This is a genomic window from Massilia brevitalea, from assembly GCF_030711405.1.
In the GTDB taxonomy this organism is placed as follows: domain Bacteria; phylum Pseudomonadota; class Gammaproteobacteria; order Burkholderiales; family Burkholderiaceae_D; genus Telluria; species Telluria brevitalea.
The window spans coordinates 89,703-112,505 of the sequence record NZ_JAULSI010000003.1 but is presented as its reverse complement, the minus strand read 5'-3'; the positions used below and the strand labels follow the sequence as shown (position 1 = coordinate 112,505).

Sequence of the window (22,803 nt, the reverse complement as noted above, 5' to 3'; positions counted from 1 at the left end):
AGCAGCATAATTGCTCTGTCTCCTCTATTCCCCGCAAGGAAATAGATTCAGCCCGCTCCTTACCGAGCGGGCTTTTTTTTGACCATATGCCGTGTAGTACGATGACAGCCCGGACATATCAAAGGCCCAGCTTCAATGGTATCCCGACTGCGCATTCAGATCCTGCTCGAGGACGACGACGGCATGCTGACCATCGACAGTCATGTCGCGGGCGGCGGCTTCAGCGGCCTGACCCAGGTGTACACGACTTACGAAGCCTTGGAACAATGGGCGAACGAGCTGGCCGCGCTTGCACTGACAGCGGGCGAAACCGTTGCCTTCCAGGCCGGCGCACGCGACAGCTATGCCTGGCTCAGCATCGCCTTCACCGTCGTCGACACACTGGGCCATTGCACCTGCCGTGTCGCATTGGAATCGAATTCAGCTCACACCTGGCCAGGCAAGAACAAGCTCGAGGTCGACATTCAGGTCGAGCCGCATGCGATTGACCGTTTCGTTGCCGAACTGAGAACCCTCGCCGGCACCAGGGAGCCGGGAGACGCCTGCCTGCGCGGCGCCGACAACTGCTAGGGCAGGATTCGCTTGGCCGACCGCCCTGCCCTTCCCCGCACACACTTGCGCGCCGACAGAGACGCGCCGTTTAGTGTACGATTCGGCCATGTTTTCGAATACACAACAGGCCGTCGTCCATGTCCGCTCCCGGTAAGCCCGCACCCTCCGTTTCCACCTACGATTGGAGCGCCAGCACGGTCGGCGACCCGTCCGCCTGGCCGCAGCCGCTGCGCATCGCCGCCGGGCTGATGTTCAACACCCCGCTGCCGATGCTGCTGCAATGGGGTCTGCAATCCATCCTCCTGTGCAACGAGGCGTATGGCGCACTCGCCGGTCCCGGCTATGGCCGGGTGCCCGGCGGCTCGGTGCCCGCCATCATGCCGCCGCCGCTGCAGGCTGCGCAGGAAGGCGCCGCACGCGCCTGGCGCGGCGAAGCGGTGCAGGTGGCAGGAGTAACGGTCAACTTCGGCAATGCCGGCGCCGGCCAGTACGACCTGCATTTCACCCCGCTGCTGCAGGATGGCGCGGTGGCCGGCGTGCTGTGCATGCTGGCGCCCGCCACCGCGGTCGAGGCGCCAGCCGCAGCGTCCGAGGATTTCGGCACCCGGAACGTGCTGGTGGTCGAAGACAACCTCGATTCGCAGTACCTGGTCTGCGAAATGCTGAAGGCCTTCGGCTACGAGGCCGACGGCGTGGCCCATCCGGACGACGCCCTGGCGCGCCTGGCGGCGCAGCGCTACCACGTGCTGTTCACCGACGTCAGCCTGCCCGGCATGTCCGGCGTCGACCTGGCGCGCGAAGCGATGCGCCTGTACCCATACCTGAAGGTGATCTTCGCCTCGGGCTATGGCGACATGCTGCTCAAGCATCTCGACTTCCCTTACCAGTCGCTGCAAAAGCCGTACGAGCTCGACCAGCTGCAGAATGCGCTGAACCAGGTTGGCGACCAGCTGCGAGCGGGCGCCTGAGTGCCCAAGCGTGTGCATCCCGCGCGAGCGGCTGGGCTAAAATGGTTCCAGGCCGGGTGTCGCCGCGCCTGCGCTTGCCGCAGCGCGTCGCTTGCGTGCCACCTGCGCGCCACCAGCGCGCCGAGCAACCGACCATGAATTCCACCCTGATGTCCACCGTATCCATCGCCGCCAGCCGTCCATCCCGCCCTGGCACCGGGAGCCGCGCGTGAGCGACAACCGCGACGATCTCGAAACGATGCGCGCGGCCGCGATGCGCAATGCCAGCAAGGTGCTGGCAGCACGCCAGCAGGCCGAAGCCGAACTGATGGCCGCCAAGGAAGCCCTGCGCCAGGCCAACGAGCGCATGGAAAACATGCTCGAAAGCCTGACCGACGCCTTTTGCGCGGTCGACTTCGACTGGCGCATCACCTACATCAACGGCCGCGCGCTGGACATGCTGGCGCCGCTGAACAAGACCCGCGAGGGCCTGCTCGGCAAGAGCCTGTGGGACGAGTTCGGCGAGCTGCAGGGCACCAACCTGGCCAGCAACCTGCGCCAGGCCATGGAGTCGCGCCAGATGGGCACGCGCGAGTTCTTCTACCAGCGCCTGGCGATCTGGGTCGAGGCCCGCCTCTATCCTTCCCCCGACGGCCTGACCCTGTACTTCCAGGACATCACCCAGCGCCGCATCGACCAGCAAGCCCTGATCGACGGCAACAGCCGCCTGCAAGTGGCCCTGGCCGCCGGCCGCCTGGGCGACTGGCGCTGGGACGCCGCCAGCGACCGCGTGCTGCTGGGAGAGCGCGCCGCCACCATCCTCGGCCTGGAAGCGGAAGCGCCGCTCGCCTGGACCGAACTGCGCGCGCGCCTCGACGCCGCCGACCGCGAGGCAGTGCGCCGCGCCGTCCTGCACGCGTTCGCCACGCACACCGACCTGAACATCGAATGCCGGCTGCTGCCCGACGGCGGGCAGTCGCGCTGGATCGCCCTGGTCGGACGCGCCGACTACACTACCCCGTCCCTGCGCGACAGCGTGATCGGCATGACCGGCGTGGTCCAGGATGTGTCGTCGCGCAAGATTGCCGAGGATAGCCTGCGCCAGAGCGAAGAAGTGCTGCGTGCGCTGGCGAATACCATTCCGCAGCTGGCCTGGATGGTCGAGCCCGACGGCGCCATCGTCTGGTTCAACGAGCGCTGGTACGAGTACACCGGCACCACGCCCGAGGGCGCAGCCGGCTGGGGCTGGCAAGGCACGGTCGACCCCGAGGTACTGCCGGCCATGCAGGAAAACTGGGCCAGCTCGCTGCGCACCGGCGAACCCTTCGAGATGGAATACCCGATCCGCGGCGCCGACGGCCAGTACCGCTGGTTCCTGACGCGCGTGAACGCGGTGCGCGACCGGCGCGGCAAGGTGGTGCGCTGGTTTGGCACGAATACCGACGTCGACCAGGTCAAGCGCGCCGAACAGGCCCTGCGCGAGGAATCCAAGGTGCTGGAACTGCTCAACAGCACCGGCGGCGCCCTGGCCTCGACGCGCGACCTGCGCTCGCTGCTGCAGGTGGCCACCGACGCCGCCAGCGGCATCGCCGGCGCCCGCTTCGCCGCCTTCTTCTACCACGGCAAGGAAGGCGAAGGACCGAAGTTTTCGCTGTACACCGTGTCGGGCGGCAGCGCCAACGAATTCCAGAGCTTCGGCGAGCCGCACGCGACCGCCCTGTTCGGCGCCGGCTTCCGCAGCGCCGGCCTGGTGCGCTCGACCGACATCGGCAGCGATGGGCACGACGGCCCTGTTCCGCCGCAGTTCGGCATGTTGTCCGGCGAGCCGGTGGTGAAAAGCTATCTGTCGGTGCCGGTCACGGCTGCCAGCGGCGAAGCGATCGGCACCATGTTCTTCGGCCATCCGGAACCGGGCGTGTTCACCGAACGCACCGAGCGCATCGTGCGCGGCATTGCGGCCCAGGCCGCCGTCGCCCTCGACAATACCCGCCTGTACGAAGCGGCCCAGCAGGCCGCCGAGGAACGCAAGGTGCTGCTCGAGAGCGAACGCGAGGCGCGCGCCGAGGCCGAGCGTTCCAGCCAGATGAAGGACGAGTTCCTGGCCACCCTGTCGCACGAGCTGCGCACCCCGCTCTCGGCCATTCTCGGCTGGGCCCAGGTGCTGCGCCGCGGCGGCAAGGACGAGGCCGACCGCCAGCGCGGCCTGCAGACCATCGAACGCAATGCGCGCGCGCAGGCCCAGTTGATCGAAGACCTGCTCGACATGAGCCGCATCACCTCGGGCAAGGTGCTGCTCGATATCCAGACCCTGGCCCCGGCCGGCTTCCTCGACGCCGCCATCGAAACCGTGCGCCCGGCGGCCGACGCCAAGAACATCCGCCTGGAAAAGCACTACGACGCCGACCCCGGCATGATCGCCGGCGACCCGGCGCGCCTGCAGCAGGTGGTGTGGAACCTGCTGTCGAACGCCATCAAGTTCACCCCGCGCGACGGCCAGGTGGCGGTGGAGCTGGCGCGGCGCGGCGATTCGGTCCTGATCACGGTGCGCGACAGCGGCGCCGGCATCAAGCCCGAATTCATCACCCACGTGTTCGAGCGTTTCCGCCAGGCCGACGCCTCGATGACGCGCCGCCACGGCGGCCTGGGCCTGGGCCTGTCCATCGTCAAGCACCTGATCGAGCAGCACGGCGGCACGGTGCGCGCCGAGAGCGCCGGCGAAGGCATGGGGTCGAGCTTCTCGATCGAGCTGCCGCTGGCCAAGGCCGCGCCGCCGACCCGGCGCAGCCGCGCCGGCATGGTCGGCTCCCCGAGCCCTGCCACGCCCGAGCTCACCCTGCGCGACCTGGGCGGCGTGTCGGTGCTGGTGGTCGACGACGACCGCGACGCGCGCGAACTGATCGCGCGCATCCTCACCGATTGCCATGCGCGGGTGCGCATCGCCGCCAGCGCGCGCGAAGCCTTCGACGCCCTGCGCGCCGACCTGCCCGATTTGCTGATCAGCGACCTCGGCATGCCCGAGGTGGACGGTTTCGAGCTGCTGTCCTGGGTGCGCAGCCTGGGCCGCGACCGCGGCGGCCTGCTGCCGGCGGTGGCGCTCACCGCCTTTGCCCGCTCCGAGGATCGCCTGCGCGCGCTCGAAGCCGGGTTCAATTCGCACATTTCCAAGCCCGTGGAACCGAGCGAACTGATTGCTGCCGTGGCATCATTGGTGCGTCCGGCGGGGCGCTGATCGCAATTGTGATGTTCCTACCCGCGCACGCGGCGCTGTCCTACAAGAAATTTTGGTGCTTTTGCTAGACTGATCTGGATGGGAAAGTTGGATTCCTTAGTGAAACTTGCGTCCTTCCAGACCCTATTTCGACGAGAGAAGCATGCCGAGCAGACAAGACATTTTGAACGCCAAGATTTTGGTCGTAGACGATTCGCCAGACAATATCGAGCTGATGGAAGAGATATTGTCCGAAGAGGGCTACACCGATGTCAGCTCGACCATGGAGCCGGAACAGGTGTGTCCGCTGCACCGCGAGCATAACTACGACCTGATCCTGCTCGACCTGCAGATGCCGGGCCTGAACGGTTTCCAGGTCATGAAAAGCCTGAAGGAAATCGAAAAAGGCGGCTACCTGCCGGTGCTGGCCCTCACGGCGCAACCGAGTTTCAAGATCGCGGCGCTGGAAGCGGGCGCGCGCGACTTCATCAGCAAGCCCTTCGATCTGCTGGAAGTGCACAAGCGCATCCACAACATGCTCGAGGTGCGCCTGCTGTATAAAGAGCTGGCCCAGTATTCCAAGGCCCAGCAGGAGCTGGCCCTGCACGATGCCCTCACCGGCCTGCCGAACCGGCGCCTGCTGGAAGACCGCATCGAAACCGCGCTCCAGCACGCCAATCGCAGCCACGCCAAGGCCGCCATCATGTACCTGGACCTGGACGGCTTCAAGGCGATCAACGATACCTACGGCGACGACATCCTGAAGATGGTCTCGCAGCGGCTGCTGTCGACTTCCCGCAAGGAAGACACGGTGGCGCGCCTGGGCGGCGACGAATTCATGGTAGTGCTGGGCGACATCCACAGCCTGGCCGACGCCCAGGGGCCGGCGGCCAAGCTGGTCGAGGCCTTGTCCGAGCCCTATTTCATCAACGACCTGACGCTGCGCCTGTCGACCTCGATCGGCATCAGCATCTATCCGGACGACGCCGAATCGGTGGACGCCCTGATCAGCATCGCCGACTACGCGCTGTACGAAGCCAAGCGCGCCGGCAAGAACCGTTTCTGCTCGACCGCCGGAGGCGCGCGCCAGGCGGCCGCGAAATCGCCCCCAAAGCAGGTGGCTGAGCTGGCTCAGCACCGCTGAAGCCCCGCCAGCCGCCCCGCGCGGACACCCGCCTTCCACGGCGCCGGCCCACCAGCCCGGCGCCGTTTTTATTGGCATGAATATCCGGAGCGTCTGTTATGGCCGTGATGTCTGTGCACGTAGGGTGGGCGCTCCGTGCCCACGCGTGACGCGTGCGCCGTGTTGACATGTTTCAAAGCCGCGTCTGCTCACCGTTTACGCGTGGGCACGGGGCGCCCACCCTACCCGTCGGCGTTCCTGGCCACACAAACGACAACGGCGCCTCGAGGTCCGCGCGATGCGGGCCCCGAGGCGCCGTGGCCTGGAACGCTACTGCGTGCTGCGATCAGGCGCTGCCGGGCTCCTTGTCCTTCGTGCCGATGCACGATTCCCCGACGGCCTGCTCGTTGTGCGCCGCCATGGCAACCGCGCCCTGGTGGTCGCGGCTGGCGTCGACCTTGTCCGGCGCCACTTCGATGCGGGTGATGCCGGCGTCGACCGAGATCGGGTCGCTTGCCGGGAAGGTCATCTCGACGGCGTCGTCGAGCAGGGTTTCCTTGGCCGCGTCACCCTGCGACTGGGTTTCCACGCCGGCCATCATTTCGATGGCGACAGCATGGGCGACCACCTTCAAGCTGGCCAGCTGGCCGATGGTCGTGACGCCAAAGGCGTCTTCCAGGGCCTTGGCCTGGTTCGGACCGATGCCGCACAGCGCGGTCAGCGGGCAATTCACCAGTTCCTTGAACGACTTGCCGTGGAACTGTTCGTTGACGATGGTATTGATATTCATGTTTTTGTCCTTTCAAGTGGGCGCGCCTGTCCTCCATTGACACGGTTGAACTGGACACGGTCCCACTATCGCATAGCCCCGCAAAACCGTATGTGCGGTGCCGTACACGAAGCCTCCCGTAAAAGCCTGATGCGGGGTGCAAAAGCGCGCACGATTGCCCCCAAACATTGCAAATTGCCGTGATATCATTCGACGCCGCTCAACCGTGTCTTTACTCTTGGAAAGCAGTCACACTCTGCTATCCTTGTTAACCGGCAGCGCCACCAACCCCGGCCCCGACAAACGCAGCAGGAACGACGTGCTCACCACCGCCAAACCGAAGATATTGGTCGTCAACGACGACGCGGCCAGCCTCCTGGCCCTGACCAGCCTGCTTGACCAATGGGCTTCCGACACCGGCTACACGGTGCTCTCGGCGCGCTCGGGACAGGAAGCGCTACGCCAGGTGCTGCTGCACGACTTCGCCGTCATCATCCTCGACGTCAACATGCCCGGCATGGACGGCTTCGAGACCGCCGAGGCGATCCACCAGCGCGCCCGTTCCGCCGACATCCCGATCATCTTCGTCACCGCCTTCCTGGCCGACGAGATCGACCGCCTGAAGGCCTACCAGCGCGGCGCCGCCGACTTCCTGTTCACGCCGGTGATCCCGCAGATCCTGCACGCCAAGGTCTCGGTGTTCGTGGCCCTGGCCAACAAGAACGAGCAGCTGCGGCGCCAGACCGAGGACCTGTCCCAGCGCACCCTGGAGCTGACCGCGACCAACGAGCGCCTGATGCGCGAGATCGAAGAGCGCCAGGCCGCCGAGCGCACCAGCCACGCCAAGGACGAATTCCTGGCCATGCTGGGCCACGAGCTGCGCAACCCGCTGTCGGCGATCAGCAGCGCCGCCGCCCTGATCGACATGCCCGGCGCCGGCCTCGAGACGGCCAGCCGTGCGCGCCAGATCATCGGGCGCCAGAGCCAGCACTTGTCGCGCATCGTCGACGACCTGCTCGATCTGTCGCGCGCGATGTCCGGCAAGATCCTGCTGGCGCGCCGCCCGGTGGACATGGCCAGCCTGGTCGGCGCCTGCCTCGACACCTTCCGCGCCACCGGCCGCACCGCCGGCTACCGCATCGACGTCGACCTGGCGCCGAACTGGGTCGACGGCGACCCGACCCGGCTCGAGCAGATCGCGACCAATCTGATCGACAACGCCCTGAAGTACACGCCGGCCGGCGGCAGCATCGCGATCCGGATTTCCGCCGAGGACGAGGACGTGCTGCTGACGGTGAGCGACACCGGCGTCGGCATCGCGCCTGATTTGCTGCCGCACGTGTTCGACGTGTTCGTGCAGGGCAGCATCAGCCTGGACCGCGCCCAGGGCGGGCTCGGCATCGGCCTGTCGCTGGTGCGCCGCCTGGTCGAGCTGCATGGCGGCAGCGTATCGGCCACCAGCGCCGGCGGCGGCGCCGGCAGCGCCTTCATCATCCGCCTGCCGCGCGCCGAAGCGGCCCAGGCCAGCGCGCCGGCCGCCGCCGCGCCGGAAGCGGACTGCGCCAAGCCGGCCGTGCTGCTGATCGAAGACAACGAGGATGGACGCGAGATGATGGCGACCATGCTCGACGTGTATGGCTACCCGGTGCTGCAGTCGGCCGACGGGCTCGATGGCGTGCAGCAGGCCCTGTCGCGGCTGCCGAAGGTGGCGCTGGTCGACATCGGGTTGCCGGGGATCGACGGCTACGAAGTGGCACGCCGCCTGCGGGCGAATCCGGACACGCAGGCGATGCGGCTGATCGCGCTGACCGGGTATGGCCTGGCCGAAGACCAGCGCCGCGTGCTGGAGGCAGGCTTCGACATGCACCTGGTGAAGCCGGTGGATATTGCGCAGCTGCTGGGGGCGCTGGGGGAACCGGCGCCGCTGCGTACGGCTGCCGGCTGAAAACGCCGGGGTAGACGGCTGCCGGCTGAAAACGGCCGGGTGGACGTCCGCCGGCTAAAAATGGCGGGGTGGACGTCCGCCGGCTAAAAATGGCGGGTTTTCGTAGGGTGGGCACTTGTGCCCACGCGGTCTCACCGTGTGGACATCGGCGATGCGGCTTCGGCCGAGGTGTTTCCCTCCAGACGAGCCGTCGCCAGGCCCTCGGCACGGCCATCACCACGCACGCTTCCGCGTGGGCACGGAGTGCCTAGCGCGGCCCGGCCCACCCTACGTCCCTCCGACACGGCCATCACCATGCCGGCCGCGCGGCTGTTTACATCGCCGCCTCGATCTCCACCTGGCGTTTCTTCATTTCCTCGCCCAGCACGCCCAGGTCCAGCTTCAGCTTGCGCGTTTTCGGGAACATTTCCTTCTCTTCTTCCTCGACGTGGTGGTCGATCATCTCCGACAGCACCTTGACCTTGGCGTCGTACAAATCGTCTTCCGGGCTCATCTCGCGGATCTGCGCGATCAGGTCCTTGGCCGACGCGTGCTCGACAACGGCTTCGTCGATCATGTCCTCGGTTTCTTCCGATTCCTCGCCGGCGGCGCGGGTGGCCGGGTAGAAGATCTCTTCCTCGATCATGGTGTGCATGGTCAGGGCGTTGCAGATCTCGTCGGCCAGCTTTTTCTTCTTGTCCTTGGCGTTGTCGCCGGCTTTTTCGAACTGCTCGAACAGATCCTCGACCTCGCGGTGCTGCTTGGTCAGCAGTTCGACGGCGTCGATGCCGGTGGTCGCGCTGGTGTTCTTGTTGGTTGCCATGTGAGCTCCTTGATGGTTGTGAATATAATAATTTTGACTACCCCTACAGCCTGATCCGAAAAGCGCAGGCCTACTGTTCGGAAGCGCACGCTCGACAGCAAGGCAGCGTCAGTGCGCGCTTCCCGGGCGACTCTGTTGTATGATTTGGGAAACATTTAACCGAGCCGACGATGACCGCACCGGACCCGCACCACCCCGACCCGGAACTGGATCGCAAGGTGGCCGCACGCACTGCCGAACTGACCGAACTGGTTGGCCACCTGATGAGCTGCTGGGACGAAGAGCGCCGCCTGCTGGCGCGCAAGCTGCACGACAGCCTGGGCTCGTCGATGACGGCGCTCACCATGCACCTGGGCCTGCTGGCAAAGAACCTGAGCGAAGACAAGGCCAAGGACCGCGCCAGCCAGATGAAGAGCCTGCTCAACAACATCATCGAGACCAACCGCACCGTGCAGCTGGGCCTGTGGAACGACAAGCTCGAATTCCTGGGCATCAAGGCTGCGCTGACGGAACTGGTGGCCGAGTTCGGCCAGGAACATGGCATCAAGGCCAGCGCCAGCCTGCCCGACGACGACGACGGCTACGCGCGCGCCCAGGGCGTGGCCCTGCTGCGCTGCGCCGAGGAAGGCCTGCGCAACGTGCTGCACCATGCCCAGGCCGGCAAGGTCGAGGTGATCCTGGACGACGACGGCGAGCAGCTGATGCTGACCGTGCGCGACGACGGCGCCGGCCTGCCGGATGGAGCGGCGCCGTCGGAATCGCTGCATTGCCACGGCCTGCGCCTGCTGCGCGAGCGTGCGCGGGCGCTGGGCGGGACGCTGGCGCTGGGGCCCGGGCCCGAGGGTGGGACGGCGTTGACGATGGTGTTGCCGCGGCAGGTGCCGGAGACATGAAACAAAGGCCGGCAATGCCGGCCTTTGTTTCATGCGGCTTATTTACCGCCTTAGTGCAGCTTCACCAGCGGCGTGGTGCGGCGGATCAGGAAGCGCGCGATCGCCAACACGCCGGTGCGCATCGAGCCGAGCACGGCCTGGTGGTGCATCAGGTGCAGGCTGGTGTACATGAAGCGCGCCACCATTCCTTCGACGAACCAGCTCGCGCCGCGCAGCGAACCCATCAGGTTGCCGACGCTGGTGGTCTTGCCGAGCGAGACCAGGGAACCGTAGTCGCGGTAGCGATAGGGCTTTTCGTCGAACGGCTTGCCTGCGGCCAGGCGCAGGAACTGCTTGCGCAGGTAATCGGCCTGCTGGTGCGCGGCCTGGGCGCGCGGCGGCACCGGCTTGCCGGATTCGTCGATGCAGGCTGCGCAGTCGCCCAGCGCGTATACGCCGGGCACGCCTTTCACGCGCAGATTGGCGTCGACCTCGATCTGGCCGCCCTTGTTGGTCGGCAGCCCCAGCGTGGCCAGGAATTCCGGCGCGCGGATGCCCGCCGCCCACACCACCAGGTTGGCCGGATACACGTTGCCGGCGTTATCCAGCACCTTGTCCGGGTCGATTTGCGTGACGCGGCAATCGGTCACCACGTTGATGCCGCGCTCGCCCAGCAATTTGAGCGCCGCCGCCGAAACCCGCTCCGGCAGCGGCGCCAGGATGCGCGGCGCGCCTTCGAGCAGGGTGATGCGCACGTCGCGCTTGACCTGCAGGCGCGAGAAACCGTAGGTGGCGTACACGCCCGAGGCTTCGCGCAGCTCGGCCGCCAGCTCGACGCCGGTAGCGCCGCCGCCGATGATCACCACGTCGAGCGCGGCGGCGGCATCGGGCCGCTCTTCGCGCACCTGTTCGGCCACCGCCATCAGGCGCAGCAGACGCAGGCGGAAGCGCTCGGCGTCCTCGGTGGCGTTCAGGGAAATCGTGTGTTCGCGCGCGCCCGGCACGCCGAAGTAGTTCGAGGTGCTGCCGACCGCCATCACCAGTGAGCCGTACTCGATGCGGCGCTCGTGCAGCACGTCTTCGCCATCCGAAGCCTTCACGGCGCCGACCGTGATGCGGCGCGCGCCCGCGTCGAGCGCGGTCATGGGGCCATAGACGAAGGTGAAGCCGTTGTCGTGGGCCAGCATCTGGTAGGACAGACCCTCCTGGTGGATGTCCAGGGTGCCGGCCGCCACCTCGTGCAGCGAGGGTTTCCAGATGTGATACAGCCGGGTATCGACCAGCATCACCTTCGACGGCCCCAGTTTGCGCCCCAGTTTGCACGCAAGCTCCAGCCCGCCTGCCCCACCACCCACGATCACGATTTCACTTTGCAAGACTTACCTCCATTCCGTATGTACCTTGCTACAAGCGCAAGTCTACACCGGCAGAGGAAATCGCGTGGCGCGGCCCCTGAAATCAGGAGGCAATGCGCGGGAAGCAATGCGAGAGGCCGGCCGCGCCGCTTATCGTCCGTGGCCGTGTCCGTGGCCGCGGTCGTGGTGGTCGCGATCGCGGCCGTGGTGGTCGCGGCGGTCATGGCGATCATGGCGATCGTGATGGTCGCGGCGGTCGTGGTGCTCGGGGCGCCCGTGGTGGTGCGCCGGACGATGGTGACGCTCGCGCCAGCGTGGCGCATAGCTGTTGGTGTACCAGTCGTCGCGCACGAACATCACCGGACGGCCGCAGGCGTCGTAGCCGCCGCAGTAGCGTTTCCAGTTGCTGCGGTGGCCGGCCGGCACTCGCAGGTAGATCGGGGCGGCGCGCACGTGGCGCACTTCGCGCACGATCACCGGGCGTTCGTAGATGACCGGCGGACGGCCATAGTCGGCGACATCCAGGCGGCCGTAGAAGCCGGGCTGGCCGATGTTGATGCTGACGTTGGTGGCGGCAACGGCCGGGAGTGCGGAAGCGGCCAGGGCCAGGCCGGCAACCAGGAGTTTGAAGGGGGAAGTCATGGGAGAGCTCCTCTTGTCATGTTGTTTCGTTGATGTGAACTTTATCAGCTGAAACGTTACGTTCCTGTACGCTGCAACACACATTTACAAATGCCGCGCGGAATTCGCGCTGTGGTACGGATGCGACGCCAGGCTCGCTACAATCGGCCCAACGCATCCAGCATGGAGGAGTTCATGTCGTCCCAGCGTGTTTCCCTGACTCTCGTTTGCCTGCTCGCCGCGGGCGCGGCCCAGGCCCAGACCGGTGTATCGGCCGACCTCGGCACCACCGGCATCGGCGCCCACCTGAGCTTCGGCTTCACCCCAGCCTGAACGGCCGCATCGGTGTCAATTACTTCCAGCACGACTTCACGAAACGTTCCGGCCAGGTCAAGTACGACCTCGACGGCAAGCTGCAAACCGTGGACGCCCTGCTCGACTGGTACCCGAGCGCAGGCAGCAGTTTCCGCCTGACCGGCGGCGTGTTCTACAACGACACCCACTTCGATGCCGTCGCCGCGCCGGACCAGCTCGGCACCTTCCGCCTGAACGGACGGCCCTACAATGCGGCCGATGTCGGCCTGCTGGTCGGCAAGGTCGACTTCCGCAAGGCCGCGCCCTACATCGGCATCGGCTGGGGCAACGCGCTCAGCAGCGAGCGCGGCTGGAGCTTCGGCGGCGACCTCGGCGCCTTCTACCAGAGCAAGGCACGCGTCAGCCTGCGCAGCGTCAATTGCACCGTGCAGTCGGCCCTGTGCGACCGGCTTGCCGCCGACGTGGCGGTGGAAGAAGCGCGCCTGGCCGACGAAGCCTCGGACTACAAGGTCTATCCGGTGCTGCGCGCCAACTTGTCGTATCGTTTCTGATCCACCGCTTTTGAAGTACACGTGCGCGCGGCCGGCGCGCAATTGCGGCTATCATCGGCATCAAGGAGATCGCCATGAAAATCCACGTCCTGCGCTGGTCCGCCCTCGCCCTTGCCTGCCTGCTCGCCAGCGGCTGCAAGGACCGTCATGAGCCGGTGAAGCCGACCGCGCCTGGCGCGCCCGCGGTGTTCGGCCGTTTCCTCGATACCTGAGGCAAGGCACACGGTTTTTGCGCTTGCCGGCGCGCGGCAAGGTAAACTGTCGGCTGTTCATCTTTGCCCAAGGTTTCCATGTCGTTTGCCTCGCTCGGCCTGATCGATCCGATCGCCCGCACCCTCGAATCGCTCGAATACAAGAACCCGACGCCGGTCCAGGCCCAGGCGATTCCCGCCGTGCTGGCCGGGCGCGACGTCATGGCCGCGGCCCAGACCGGCACCGGCAAGACCGCCGGCTTCGCCCTGCCCCTGCTGCAGCGCCTGGTGATGGAAGGCACGCCGCTGGCCAGCAACACTGCGCGTGCGCTGATCCTGGTGCCCACGCGCGAGCTGGCCGAGCAGGTGCACACGAGTTTCCAGACCTATGGCGCCAGCCTGCCGCTGCGCACCATGGTGGCCTACGGCGGCGTCAGCATCAATCCGCAGATGATGCGCCTGCGCAAGGGCGTCGACCTGCTGGTGGCCACGCCTGGCCGCCTGCTCGACCTGTACCGCCAGAACGCGCTGAAGTTCACGGCCACCCAGATGCTGGTGCTCGACGAAGCCGACCGCATGCTCGATCTCGGCTTTTCGCGCGAGCTCGACCAGGTGCTGGCGGCGCTGCCCAATAAGCGCCAGACCCTGCTGTTCTCGGCCACCTTTTCCGACCCGATCCGCGCCCTGGCCGCCAAGCTGCTGGTCGACCCGGTCAGCATCGAGACCGCGCCGCGCAACACCACCGTCAAGGCGATCAAGCAGTGGGCGGTGCCTGTCGACAAGAAGCGCAAGCCGGAACTGTTCCTGCACCTGCTGAAGAAGCACGGCTGGGGCCAGGTGCTGGTCTTTGCCAGGACGCGCAAGGGCGTCGACGAGCTGGTCGTGCTGCTGGAGGCGAAAGGCATCGCCGTCGACGCCATCCACGGCGACAAGCCGCAGCCGGCGCGCCTGCGTGCGCTCGAGCGCTTCAAGGCCGGCGAGGTAAAAGTGCTGGTGGCTACCGACGTCGCCGCGCGCGGGCTCGACATCGACGATTTGCCGGTGGTGGTCAACGTCGACCTGCCGATCGTGGCCGAGGATTACGTGCACCGCACCGGCCGCACGGGACGCGCCGGCGCCTCGGGCGAAGCGGTGTCGCTGGTTTGCGCCGACGAAGTACAGCAGCTGGCGGCGATCGAGATGCTGACGGGACAGAACCTCAAGCGGGTCGAGGAAAGCGGCTTCGCGCCGGACCACCGCGTGCCGGAAACGAATGCCAGCGGCCAGGTCGTCAAGAAGCCGAAAAAACCGAAGAAACCCAAGGGCGATGCACGCGGCGAACAGCGCGTGGTGAGCGAGGATGTACGCTTCCGCCGCTGAAGCTTGTCTTGTCACGCATGAAATAAAATTTCAACCGGAAGCATCCGGTGAAATTTTATTTCACTGTCTACTGCAGCACCAGCCGCAGCTTGCGCACCCCCTCCTCGCCCGGCGTCACCTCGAAGCCAAGCTTCTTCACCAGCCCGATCATGCGGCTGTTCTGCGGCAGCACCTCGCCGACGATCTCGCGCGTGCCGCGCGCGCGGCAATACGCGATCAGCTTTTCCATCAGGATGCGCCCCAGCCCCATGCCCTTCAGGTCCGAACGCACCGTCACGGCAAACTCCGCCGAGGTATTGTCGGGATCGGCCACCACCCTTCCCACCCCCAGCGTCTCGGCCTGGCCGTCTGGCCCCGGGCGGGTGGCGATGAAGGCCATCTCGCGGTCGTAGTCGATCTGGGTGAAGCGCGCCAGCTGCGAGGGCTGCAGCTCGCGGATGCGCACGAACATGCGGTAGCGGATGTCGTCGGGCGTGAGGGCGTCGAAGAATCGCAGATGGGCCGGCCCGTCTTCCGGCCGCACGGGGCGCAGCAGCAGCGCGCCGCCCTGCCAGGGAATGGTCTGCTCCAGCTCGCGCGGATAAGGCCGGATCGCCAGCCGGTCGAGCGTGCTGGCGGAGCGGTCGGCCAGCGCCAGGCGCATGCGCGCGTCCAGCACCACGGCGCCCGAGGCATCGGCAATCAGCGGGTTGATGTCGAGTTCGACGATTTCCGGAATGTCGGCCACCAGGCGCGCCACCTGCACCACGGCGGCGAGAATGGCGTTCATGTCGGCCGCCGGGCGATTCCGGTAGCCGGCCAGCAGGCGCGCCACGCGGGTGCGGTCGACCAGTTCGCGCGCCAGCACCGCGTTCAGCGGCGGCAGCGCCACCGCGTGGTCGTCGGTCACCTCGACTGCGATGCCGCCCTGGCCGAACAGGATCACCGGTCCGAACACCAGGTCGGTGGCCGCGCCCAGGATCAGTTCATGGCCCTCGGGACGGCGCGCCATGGCCTGCACCGAATAGCCCTCGAAGCGGGCGTCGGGGCGCAGCTCGGCCAGCTGGCGCCGCACGCGCCCGGCCGCCGCCCGCACCGCCTGCTCGGAATCGAGGTCGAGCGCCACGCCGCCGACGTCCGACTTGTGCATCACATCGGGCGAGAGGATCTTCACGGCCACCGGAAAGCCGATGCTCCTGGCCGCCGCCACCGCGTCCTCGACGTCCGCCGCCTGGCGCGTCTCGACCAGGGCCATGCCGTAGGCGCGCAGGATGGCCTTGGTTTCGGGATCGGACAGCAGGTGGCGCCCGGCCGCCAGCGCTTCGCGCACCAGGGCGCGCGCAGTGGCGCGGCCGGATGCGAGCGTGCTGGAAATCGAGGGCGGCACCTGCATCAGCAAGTTCTGGTTCTGGCGGTAATGCACGATCTGCAGGAAGCCGGCCACCGCATCCTCGGGCGTGTCGAAGGTCGGCATGCCGGCGCCGGAGGCGATCTCGCGCGCCGCGGCCACCGAATCGCCGCCCAGCCAGCAGGCCAGCACGTTGCGCGAGGCGGCGCGCGCGAGCGGCGCGATGGCGCGCGCGATATCGGCCGGGTCGACCGTGGCCGTGGGCGAATGCACGACCAGCACCGCGTCCGCGCCCTTGTCCTGCAACAGGATCTCCAGGGCCTGGCGGTAGCGTTCGGGCTCGGCGTCGCCCAGCAAATTGACCGGGTTGGCGCGCGGCGGGCCGGCCGGCAGCAGCGCGGCCAGGCGTTCGAGCGACTCGGGCGAAAGCTGCGCCGCGGTGCCGCCGCCGCGCACCAGGGCGTCGAGCGCCAGCACGCCGGGGCCGGCGCCGTTCGACACGATGGCCAGCCGTTCGCCGTACAGCGCCCTGGCATGGGCCAGGGTCTCGACCGCCGCGAACAGCTCCTCGGTGGTGTCCACGCGCAGCATGCCGGCGCGGCGGATGGCGGCGTCGAACACGTCGTCGGTGGCCGCGAGCAGCCCGGTCTCGCTGGCGGCGGCGCGCACGTCGTTGCCGACCCGGCCGGCTTTCAGCACCAGGGTCGGCTTGCTGCGCGCCGCCGCGCGCGCCGCCGACATGAACTTGCGCGCATGGCGCAGGTTTTCCACGTACAGCAGGATCGAGCCGGTGGCGCCGTCGCTGGCCAGGTAGTCGAGCACGTCGCCGAGGTCGACGTCGCTCGAGTCGCCCAGCGCGATGAAGTGCGAAAAGCCGATGCCGCGCGAGCGCGCCCGGTCCAGCACGCCCGTCATCAGGGCGCCGGACTGCGAGACAAAGGCGATCCGTCCCGGCAGCGCGCCGCTGTGCGCCACGCTGGCGTTCAGGCCCAGCGCCGGCGACAGCAGCCCGGCGCTGTTGGCGCCGAGGATGCGCAGCAGGTAGGGGTGGGCGGCGTCGAGCATGGCCTGCTTGACGGGACGGCCACGTTCGTCGCGCGCCCCGGCCAGGCCGGCGCTCAGCACGATGGCGGCGCGCGTGCCCTTCTCGCCGAGCTGGCGGATGATGGCCGGGATGGTGGCGGCCGGGGTGCAGATGATGGCCAGGTCGGGCGCGGCCGGCAGCTCGGCCACGCTGGCGTACACCGGCTGGCCGTGCAGTTCGGTGTACTTCGGATTGACCGGGTACACCGGGCCCTTGAAGCCGCCCGCCGCCAGGTTGGCCAGCACGGTCGCGCCCAGGCTGCCCGGCCGCGCCGAGGCGCCGACCAGGGCCACCGAGCGCGGCGCGAACAGGCTGCGCAGGTTGCGGGTGCTCATGCGGCGGCGGCCCGCATCGCAAGCGTGCCCGGCGAAACCGGCGGATTGGCTAGACTGGGCATCAAATCCGACTCCTCTTCACTCATGACTGACAACAAGAACACAGCACCCGCCACCGACAGCCGCAAGGTGATCTACGCCGCCATCGTCGCCAACCTCGGCATCGCCGCCGCCAAGTTCTCGGTGGCCGCCGTCACCGGCAGCGCCGCCATGCTGGCCGAAGGCATCCACTCGGCGGTCGACACCGGCAACGAACTCCTGCTGCTGGTCGGCGAAAAAGTCTCTAGCCGCAAGCCCGACGCGCGCCACCCCTTCGGCTACGGCAAGGCCGTGTACTTCTGGGCCCTGATCGTCGCCCTGTCCGTGTTCACGCTGGGCGGCGGGCTGTCGATCTACCACGGCATCCACAGCCTGCAGCAACCGGCGCCGCTCGAAGACCCGTTCTGGAACTACGTGGTGCTGGGCGCCGCCTTCCTGTTCGAAGGATACAGCTGGAACGTTTCGCGGCGCGCACTGAACGGCAACCGCCTGCCCGGCGCCACGCTCTGGCAGACCGTCAAGGCCAGCAAGGATGCCTCGGTGTTCACCGTCTTCATCGAAGACAGCGCAGCCCTGCTCGGGATCCTGGTGGCGGCCGGCGGCATCTGGCTCGGGCACCTGCTGGACAATCCCTACATCGACCCGGCCGCATCGATCGCGATCGGGCTGCTGCTGGTGGGCGCGGCCTGGACCCTGGCGCGCGAGACCGGCGGCCTGCTGGTGGGCGAAAGCGTAGGCGTGGAGCAGACCGGCCAGCTGAGGGATATCTTCTGCGCCGACCCCGCGCTGGAAACCGTGGGCCAGCTGATGACCATGCAGCTCGGCCCCGACGACGTGCTGCTGACCGCCGCCGTGCGCTTCCGGCGCGGCATGCGCATCGACGAAGTCGACCTGGCGATCGCACGCCTGGAAGCAGCTGTGAGGGAATTCGATCCGGCGATCCGGCGCGTTTATTTCGAGGCGGCGGCGCTGCGCTCGGCCAGCCGGTAGCGCTGCTCGGGCAAGGCGCGCAGCAGGGCCGACTGCGCCAGCAGCGCGGCCATCAGTTCATCGACCAGCAGGGCGACGTCGTGCTGGTGGAAGGCGGCCAGGGCCGGCAATTGCGGCACGCTCGCCTGCAGCGCCTGGGCGTGCACCAGCGCCGCCACCGGCAGCGCGGCCAGGGCGCCGCCGCCGGGCAGGTTGCCGCTCACGAAGCGCATCCGGTACTGGCGGTCGACCAACATGGTCCCGCCCAGGAAACGCTCGATGCCCATGTCGAACAGGACGTGCCTGACCACCTCGGCCGCGCGGTCGGCGAGTTCGCGCCGGTTCTTGCGCCGGCGCGGAATCAGGAGCTGGGCGATCCAGGCCATCCGTGTGGTCCTTTATTCAACAGTGATTGACTGATGGGCAACATATTATCAGCAGGTATTTATGCTGACAATCAAGAATTGCGGGGAGCTGCAGAGACGACGGCCGGCCGGCGCCCCGCCGCCATATCGCCGAGGCAGCGTGCTAGAATGGCCGCGTGAATACCCTCTTGCGCACCCTGACCCTGTGGCTGGTCCTGCTGGCGGTTCCCTTCCAGGGATTCGCCTCGGCGGCCATGTTCGGCTGCGGGGTGGGCAGCATGGGGCACACGATGCCCGCCCCTTCCGCGCCGGCGGATGCGGGCGCGGAGCATGCCCACCACGGCATGCATGGCGGCGCACACCACGCCATGTCGGCTCCGGATGCGGGCGACAGCCAGCATTCGCCCCAGCACCACGGCAACGCCAAGTGTGGCGCCTGCTCGGCCTGCTCCATCGGTGCGGCCATCGTGCCGGCGCCCGTCCTCGCCCTGCCGGTGCATGCGCCGCCGCGCCTGGCGGCTCCGTTCTCGGCCGGGCTCCTGCCTTCGGTCGACCTCGCCCTGCCCGAACGGCCTCCCCGCTTCGTCCTCGCCTGATTTGCCGCCTGCCGCGCCGCTTGCCGCGCGGCCCTGTCGTATGCAACCAGTGAGGATTCCATGCTATCCGCCATTTCGCGCATTGCGCGCATCGCGCCGTCCCGCGCGTCTTCAGCTTTCCTGAGCGCCGGCCTGCTGGCCGTCAGCGTCCATGCTGCCCACGCCGCCAGCGTGCCCGCCGCCGACCCCAACGCGCCGGTGCCGCCGACGCGCTACCAGACCGGCGCCGCCTACCAGCCGCGCCGCGCCGAACCGGCCACGCCCGACCAGGCCTGGAAGGAACAGAACCGCATCGTCGCGGCCACACCGGGCCACGGCCACGCGACGCACGGCGCCGACCCGCACGCCGGGCATGCCATGCCCGCTGCGGCACCGGCCGATCCGCATGCCGGCCACGCGATGCCAGTTCCTGCACCAGCCAATCCGCATGCTGGCCACGCCATGCCAGCTCCGGCCCCGGCCGATCCACATGCCGGCCACACCATGCCTGCTCAAGCACCAGCCGACCCGCACGCCGGCCACACCATGCCCGCTCCAGCCCCGGCCGATCCGCATGCCGGCCACCGTCCGGCCGCGCCGGCGCACCAGCACGAGGGGCAGCACTGATGCCAGCCTCCATCGTGACACGCGGTGCGCTGGCCGGCGCCGCTGCGCTGCTGGCGGGCTGTGTCGGCGTGGCGCCGGATGGCGGGTTCGGCGCCGTCGCCGACGCGGCCCGTGCGCGCACCGGCGCCGAAGCGAAGCTGGTGCGCACCGAGGCCGACGAACGCTCGGTCGCCGACACCGTGCGCGCCCTGCTGGCGCAGCCGCTGGGCCGCGAAGACGCGGTGCGCATCGCCCTGCTGAACCATCCCGGCCTGCAGGCGAGCTACTGGGACGCCGGCTTCGCCCAGGCCGACCTGGCCCAGGCAGCGCGCCTGCAAAATCCGGGTGTCGGCTTCAAGCGCACATCCGGCGGCGGGTCGGTCGAGATCGAACGCTCGCTTACCTTCAGCCTGGTGCAGGCGCTGACCCTGCCCCTGTCGCGGCGGCTGGAACAGGCGCGCTTCGAGCAGGTCAGCCTGAACGTCGGCGCCGCCATCGAGCGCCACGCCTTCGAGACACGGCGCGCCTGGGCCGAGGCGGTGGCCGCGCGTCAGGCCCTGGATTACGCACGGCGCGTGAACGCCGCCGCCGAGGCCAGCGCCGAGCTGACCGGCCGCATGACCCGCTCCGGCAACGCCAGCGCCCTCGACAGCGCACGCGAGCAGCTGTTCCATGCCGAAGCCGCCGCCGGCGTCATGCGCGCCGAACAGGGGCTGGTCGCCAGCCGCGAACGCCTGGCGCGCCTGCTCGGCCTGTGGGGCGAGCAAACCGCTTTTACTCTGCCCGAGCGCCTGCCCGACCTGCCGGCCGCGCCGCTGGAACTGAACGAAACCGAGCGCCTCGCCCTGGCGCGCCGCGCCGACGTCCAGGCCGCGCGCCAGGAAGCGGCCAGCACCGCGGCGAATCTCGGCCTGACCCGCACCACGCGCTTCGTCAACGTGCTGGAGCTCGGCCTGGAACGCAAGAGCGAGACCGGCGAACCGCGCGCGCGCGGCTACGCGCTGTCGCTGGAACTGCCGCTGTTCGACTGGGGCGGCGCCCGCAGCGCGCGCGCCGAAGCGGTGTACATGCAGTCGCTGCGGCGCGTCGCCGAGACCGCGGTCAATGCGCGCAGCGAGGCGCGCGAACGCTACCTCGCCTACCGCGGCGGCTGGGACCTGGCGCGCCACTACCGCGACGAGGTCCTCCCGCTGCGCAAGAAGATCTCCGGCGAAGTCCTGCTGCGCTACAACGGCATGCTGGCCAGCCCCTTCGAACTGCTGCTCGATGCGCGCGAACAGGCCGGCGCCGTGAACGCCGCCATCGAGGCTTTAAAGGATTTCTGGATCCAGGAAGCGGCATTGCAGCTGGCCCTGGGCGGCCCCGCACCGCAGGCCGCCACCAACCAACACAAGGAACACGCACCATGACCACCCGCAGAGCATTCCTCGGCGCCGGCGGCACCCTGGTCGGCGCCGCAGCGGTCAGCCGCGCCGGCGCAGCCGGCCTGCCGGAAGCACCGTATGCACCGAACCCGCAAGCCAATGCCGCGGCATCGGGCGCCACCGCCGCGCCGCTGGCCCCGCCCAACGGCCGTCCCTACCATCCGGTCGTTACCCTGAACGGCTGGTCCCTGCCCTGGCGCATGAAGGACGGCGTCAAGGAATTCCACCTGGTGGCCGAACCCGTGGTGCGCGAACTCGCTCCTGGCATGCAGGCCAATTTGTGGGGCTACAACGGCCAGAGCCCGGGCCCGACCATCGAGGTGGTCGAGGGCGACCGCGTGCGCATTTTCGTCACCAACAAGCTGCCCGAGCACACCAGCGTCCACTGGCACGGCCAGATCCTGCCCTGCGGGATGGACGGCGTAACCGGCCTGACCCAGCCCGGCATCGCGCCCGGCAAGACCTTCATGTATGAATTCGTGGCGCGCCACGCCGGCACCTTCATGTACCACCCGCACGCCGACGAGATGCAGCAGATGGCGATGGGGATGATGGGTTCCTGGGTCACGCACCCGAAGGACCCGCGCCAGCATGCCGTCGAGCGCGACTACGTGATGCTGCTCGGCGCCTTCGACATCGAGCCGGGCAGCTACACGCCGCGCACCAACACCATGCTCGACTTTAATCTGTGGACCATGAACAGCCGCGTCTTCCCCGGCCTCGACCCGATGGTGGCGCGCCTGGGCGACCGGGTGCGCATCCGCGTCGGGAATCTCACCATGACGAACCATCCGATCCACCTGCACGGGCACCGCTTCGAAGTCGCCTGCACCGACGGCGGCTGGGTGCGGCCCGAGGCACGCTGGCCGGAAGTGAGCGTCGACGTCGCCGTAGGCCAGATGCGCGCCATCGAATTCGTGGCCGACAATCCCGGCGACTGGGCCTTCCATTGCCACAAGTCGCACCACACCATGAACGCCATGGGCCACGAGGTGCCGAACCTGATCGGCGTCGACCACCGCGACGTGGCCGAGAAGATCAACGACCTGATCCCCGGCTACATGGTCATGGGCGACAAGGGCGGCTCGATGGGCGACATGCAGATGCCGCTGCCCGAGAACACCCTGCCGATGATGACCGGGCGCGGCCCTTTCGGCAACCTGGAGATGGGCGGCATGTTCACGGTGCTGAAGGTGCGCGAGGGGCTGGCGCGCGGCGACTACCGCGACCCCGGCTGGTACCGGCATCCGGCCGGCACGGTGGCGCGCGAGTGGACCGGCGAACTGCCGCCGGCCGCCCAGGCGCCGGGCACGGCGCCCGCCCCTGCGCCAGGCGCCGCATCGGCACGCAAGCCGCAACAGCACGGGCATTGAAGCGTTTTTCGGCTTGAGACCTTATTCGGCACGTTCATGCGTGCGGCATTGAAGGAAGGGCTTGAATAATCGACAATCGGACAGTCGACTTCCAGC

Annotated in this window: 21 protein-coding genes; 15 read left to right on the top strand and 6 right to left on the bottom strand. The window is 68.1% G+C overall.

All coding sequences use genetic code 11. The features are described 5' to 3' along the window. The first annotated feature begins 135 nt into the window (after nt 1-135). From QWL29_RS02495 to QWL29_RS02480, 4 genes are all read left to right on the top strand, one after another. On the top strand, nt 136-570 hold the full coding sequence (locus QWL29_RS02495; protein ID WP_305821305.1) for a hypothetical protein: 435 nt from the start codon (nt 136-138) through the stop codon (nt 568-570). 119 nt (nt 571-689) lie between these two features. Beyond that, nucleotides 690-1,520 (top strand): response regulator, encoded by an 831-nt coding sequence (locus tag QWL29_RS02490; protein WP_305821304.1) that lies wholly within the window; start codon nt 690-692, stop codon nt 1,518-1,520. A gap of 208 nt (nt 1,521-1,728) precedes the next feature. Beyond that, the gene (locus QWL29_RS02485) at nt 1,729-4,728 is read left to right on the top strand and encodes a PAS domain-containing hybrid sensor histidine kinase/response regulator (RefSeq protein ID WP_305821303.1); all 3,000 of its coding nucleotides are present in this window, start codon (nt 1,729-1,731) and stop codon (nt 4,726-4,728) included. Nucleotides 4,729-4,870: 142 nt separating this feature from the next. Beyond that, entirely contained in the window at nt 4,871-5,851 is a 981-nt protein-coding gene (locus QWL29_RS02480; RefSeq protein WP_305821302.1) for a GGDEF domain-containing response regulator, read from the top strand. Nucleotides 5,852-6,176: 325 nt separating this feature from the next. Here the strand turns inward: QWL29_RS02480 and QWL29_RS02475 are convergent, their stop codons facing one another. Continuing rightward, nucleotides 6,177-6,620, bottom strand: a complete 444-nt coding sequence (locus tag QWL29_RS02475) for a hypothetical protein (RefSeq protein WP_305821301.1) — start codon at nt 6,618-6,620, stop codon at nt 6,177-6,179. Nucleotides 6,621-6,918: 298 nt separating this feature from the next. Here QWL29_RS02475 and QWL29_RS02470 point away from each other — a divergent pair, with 298 nt between their 5' ends. After that, complete coding sequence (locus tag QWL29_RS02470; RefSeq protein WP_305821300.1) at nt 6,919-8,544, top strand: response regulator; 1,626 nt, start codon at nt 6,919-6,921, stop codon at nt 8,542-8,544. 313 nt (nt 8,545-8,857) lie between these two features. Here the strand turns inward: QWL29_RS02470 and QWL29_RS02465 are convergent, their stop codons facing one another. Then, entirely contained in the window at nt 8,858-9,346 is a 489-nt protein-coding gene (locus QWL29_RS02465) for a hemerythrin domain-containing protein (protein ID WP_305821299.1), read from the bottom strand. A gap of 170 nt (nt 9,347-9,516) precedes the next feature. Here QWL29_RS02465 and QWL29_RS02460 point away from each other — a divergent pair, with 170 nt between their 5' ends. After that, entirely contained in the window at nt 9,517-10,239 is a 723-nt protein-coding gene (locus QWL29_RS02460; protein ID WP_305821298.1) for a sensor histidine kinase, read from the top strand. Between the two features lie 50 nt (nt 10,240-10,289). Here the strand turns inward: QWL29_RS02460 and QWL29_RS02455 are convergent, their stop codons facing one another. Together QWL29_RS02455 and QWL29_RS02450 are read right to left on the bottom strand one after the other, a co-directional pair. Then, on the bottom strand, nt 10,290-11,594 hold the full coding sequence (locus tag QWL29_RS02455; protein ID WP_305821297.1) for an NAD(P)/FAD-dependent oxidoreductase: 1,305 nt from the start codon (nt 11,592-11,594) through the stop codon (nt 10,290-10,292). 129 nt (nt 11,595-11,723) lie between these two features. Beyond that, complete coding sequence (locus tag QWL29_RS02450) at nt 11,724-12,215, bottom strand: hypothetical protein (protein WP_305821296.1); 492 nt, start codon at nt 12,213-12,215, stop codon at nt 11,724-11,726. Nucleotides 12,216-12,389: 174 nt separating this feature from the next. Between QWL29_RS02450 and QWL29_RS02445 the strand changes: the two genes are divergently transcribed. The 4 genes from QWL29_RS02445 to rhlE1 all read left to right on the top strand — a co-directional run bounded on the left by QWL29_RS02445 (nt 12,390) and on the right by rhlE1 (nt 14,610). Beyond that, nucleotides 12,390-12,527, top strand: a complete 138-nt coding sequence (locus tag QWL29_RS02445; RefSeq protein ID WP_305821295.1) for a hypothetical protein — start codon at nt 12,390-12,392, stop codon at nt 12,525-12,527. Between the two features lie 89 nt (nt 12,528-12,616). Continuing rightward, on the top strand, nt 12,617-13,060 hold the full coding sequence (locus tag QWL29_RS02440) for a hypothetical protein (protein WP_305821294.1): 444 nt from the start codon (nt 12,617-12,619) through the stop codon (nt 13,058-13,060). Between the two features lie 74 nt (nt 13,061-13,134). Next, nucleotides 13,135-13,272 carry a hypothetical protein gene (locus QWL29_RS02435; protein WP_305821293.1) on the top strand — a complete coding sequence of 46 codons (138 nt, stop codon included), beginning with the start codon at nt 13,135-13,137 and terminating at the stop codon, nt 13,270-13,272. Nucleotides 13,273-13,350: 78 nt separating this feature from the next. After that, on the top strand, nt 13,351-14,610 hold the full coding sequence (gene rhlE1 / locus QWL29_RS02430; RefSeq protein WP_305821292.1) for an RNA helicase RhlE1: 1,260 nt from the start codon (nt 13,351-13,353) through the stop codon (nt 14,608-14,610). A gap of 67 nt (nt 14,611-14,677) precedes the next feature. Here the strand turns inward: rhlE1 and QWL29_RS02425 are convergent, their stop codons facing one another. Further along, complete coding sequence (locus tag QWL29_RS02425; RefSeq protein WP_305821291.1) at nt 14,678-17,356, bottom strand: bifunctional acetate--CoA ligase family protein/GNAT family N-acetyltransferase; 2,679 nt, start codon at nt 17,354-17,356, stop codon at nt 14,678-14,680. Nucleotides 17,357-17,440: 84 nt separating this feature from the next. On the opposite strand from QWL29_RS02425, the gene QWL29_RS02420 reads away from it, so the two are divergent. After that, nucleotides 17,441-18,385, top strand: a complete 945-nt coding sequence (locus QWL29_RS02420; protein ID WP_305821290.1) for a cation diffusion facilitator family transporter — start codon at nt 17,441-17,443, stop codon at nt 18,383-18,385. Here QWL29_RS02420 and QWL29_RS02415 read toward each other — a convergent pair. Next, a complete protein-coding gene (locus tag QWL29_RS02415; protein ID WP_305821289.1) occupies nt 18,346-18,750 on the bottom strand; it encodes a hypothetical protein in 405 nt (134 codons plus the stop codon). The two genes, QWL29_RS02420 and QWL29_RS02415, sit on opposite strands and share 40 nt — an antisense overlap. A 155-nt stretch (nt 18,751-18,905) precedes the next feature. Here QWL29_RS02415 and QWL29_RS02410 point away from each other — a divergent pair, with 155 nt between their 5' ends. From QWL29_RS02410 to QWL29_RS02395, 4 genes are read left to right on the top strand one after another with little or no spacing between them, the layout of a single operon-like run. Next, nucleotides 18,906-19,325 carry a DUF2946 family protein gene (locus QWL29_RS02410; protein WP_305821288.1) on the top strand — a complete coding sequence of 140 codons (420 nt, stop codon included), beginning with the start codon at nt 18,906-18,908 and terminating at the stop codon, nt 19,323-19,325. 60 nt (nt 19,326-19,385) lie between these two features. After that, complete coding sequence (locus tag QWL29_RS02405; protein ID WP_305821287.1) at nt 19,386-19,931, top strand: hypothetical protein; 546 nt, start codon at nt 19,386-19,388, stop codon at nt 19,929-19,931. Further along, nucleotides 19,931-21,319, top strand: coding sequence for a TolC family protein (locus QWL29_RS02400; protein WP_305821286.1), 1,389 nt, complete (start codon nt 19,931-19,933; stop codon nt 21,317-21,319). Before QWL29_RS02405 ends, QWL29_RS02400 begins: the two co-directional genes overlap by 1 nt. Then, complete coding sequence (locus QWL29_RS02395; protein ID WP_305821285.1) at nt 21,316-22,707, top strand: multicopper oxidase family protein; 1,392 nt, start codon at nt 21,316-21,318, stop codon at nt 22,705-22,707. Before QWL29_RS02400 ends, QWL29_RS02395 begins: the two co-directional genes overlap by 4 nt. Nucleotides 22,708-22,803 lie beyond the last annotated feature (96 nt).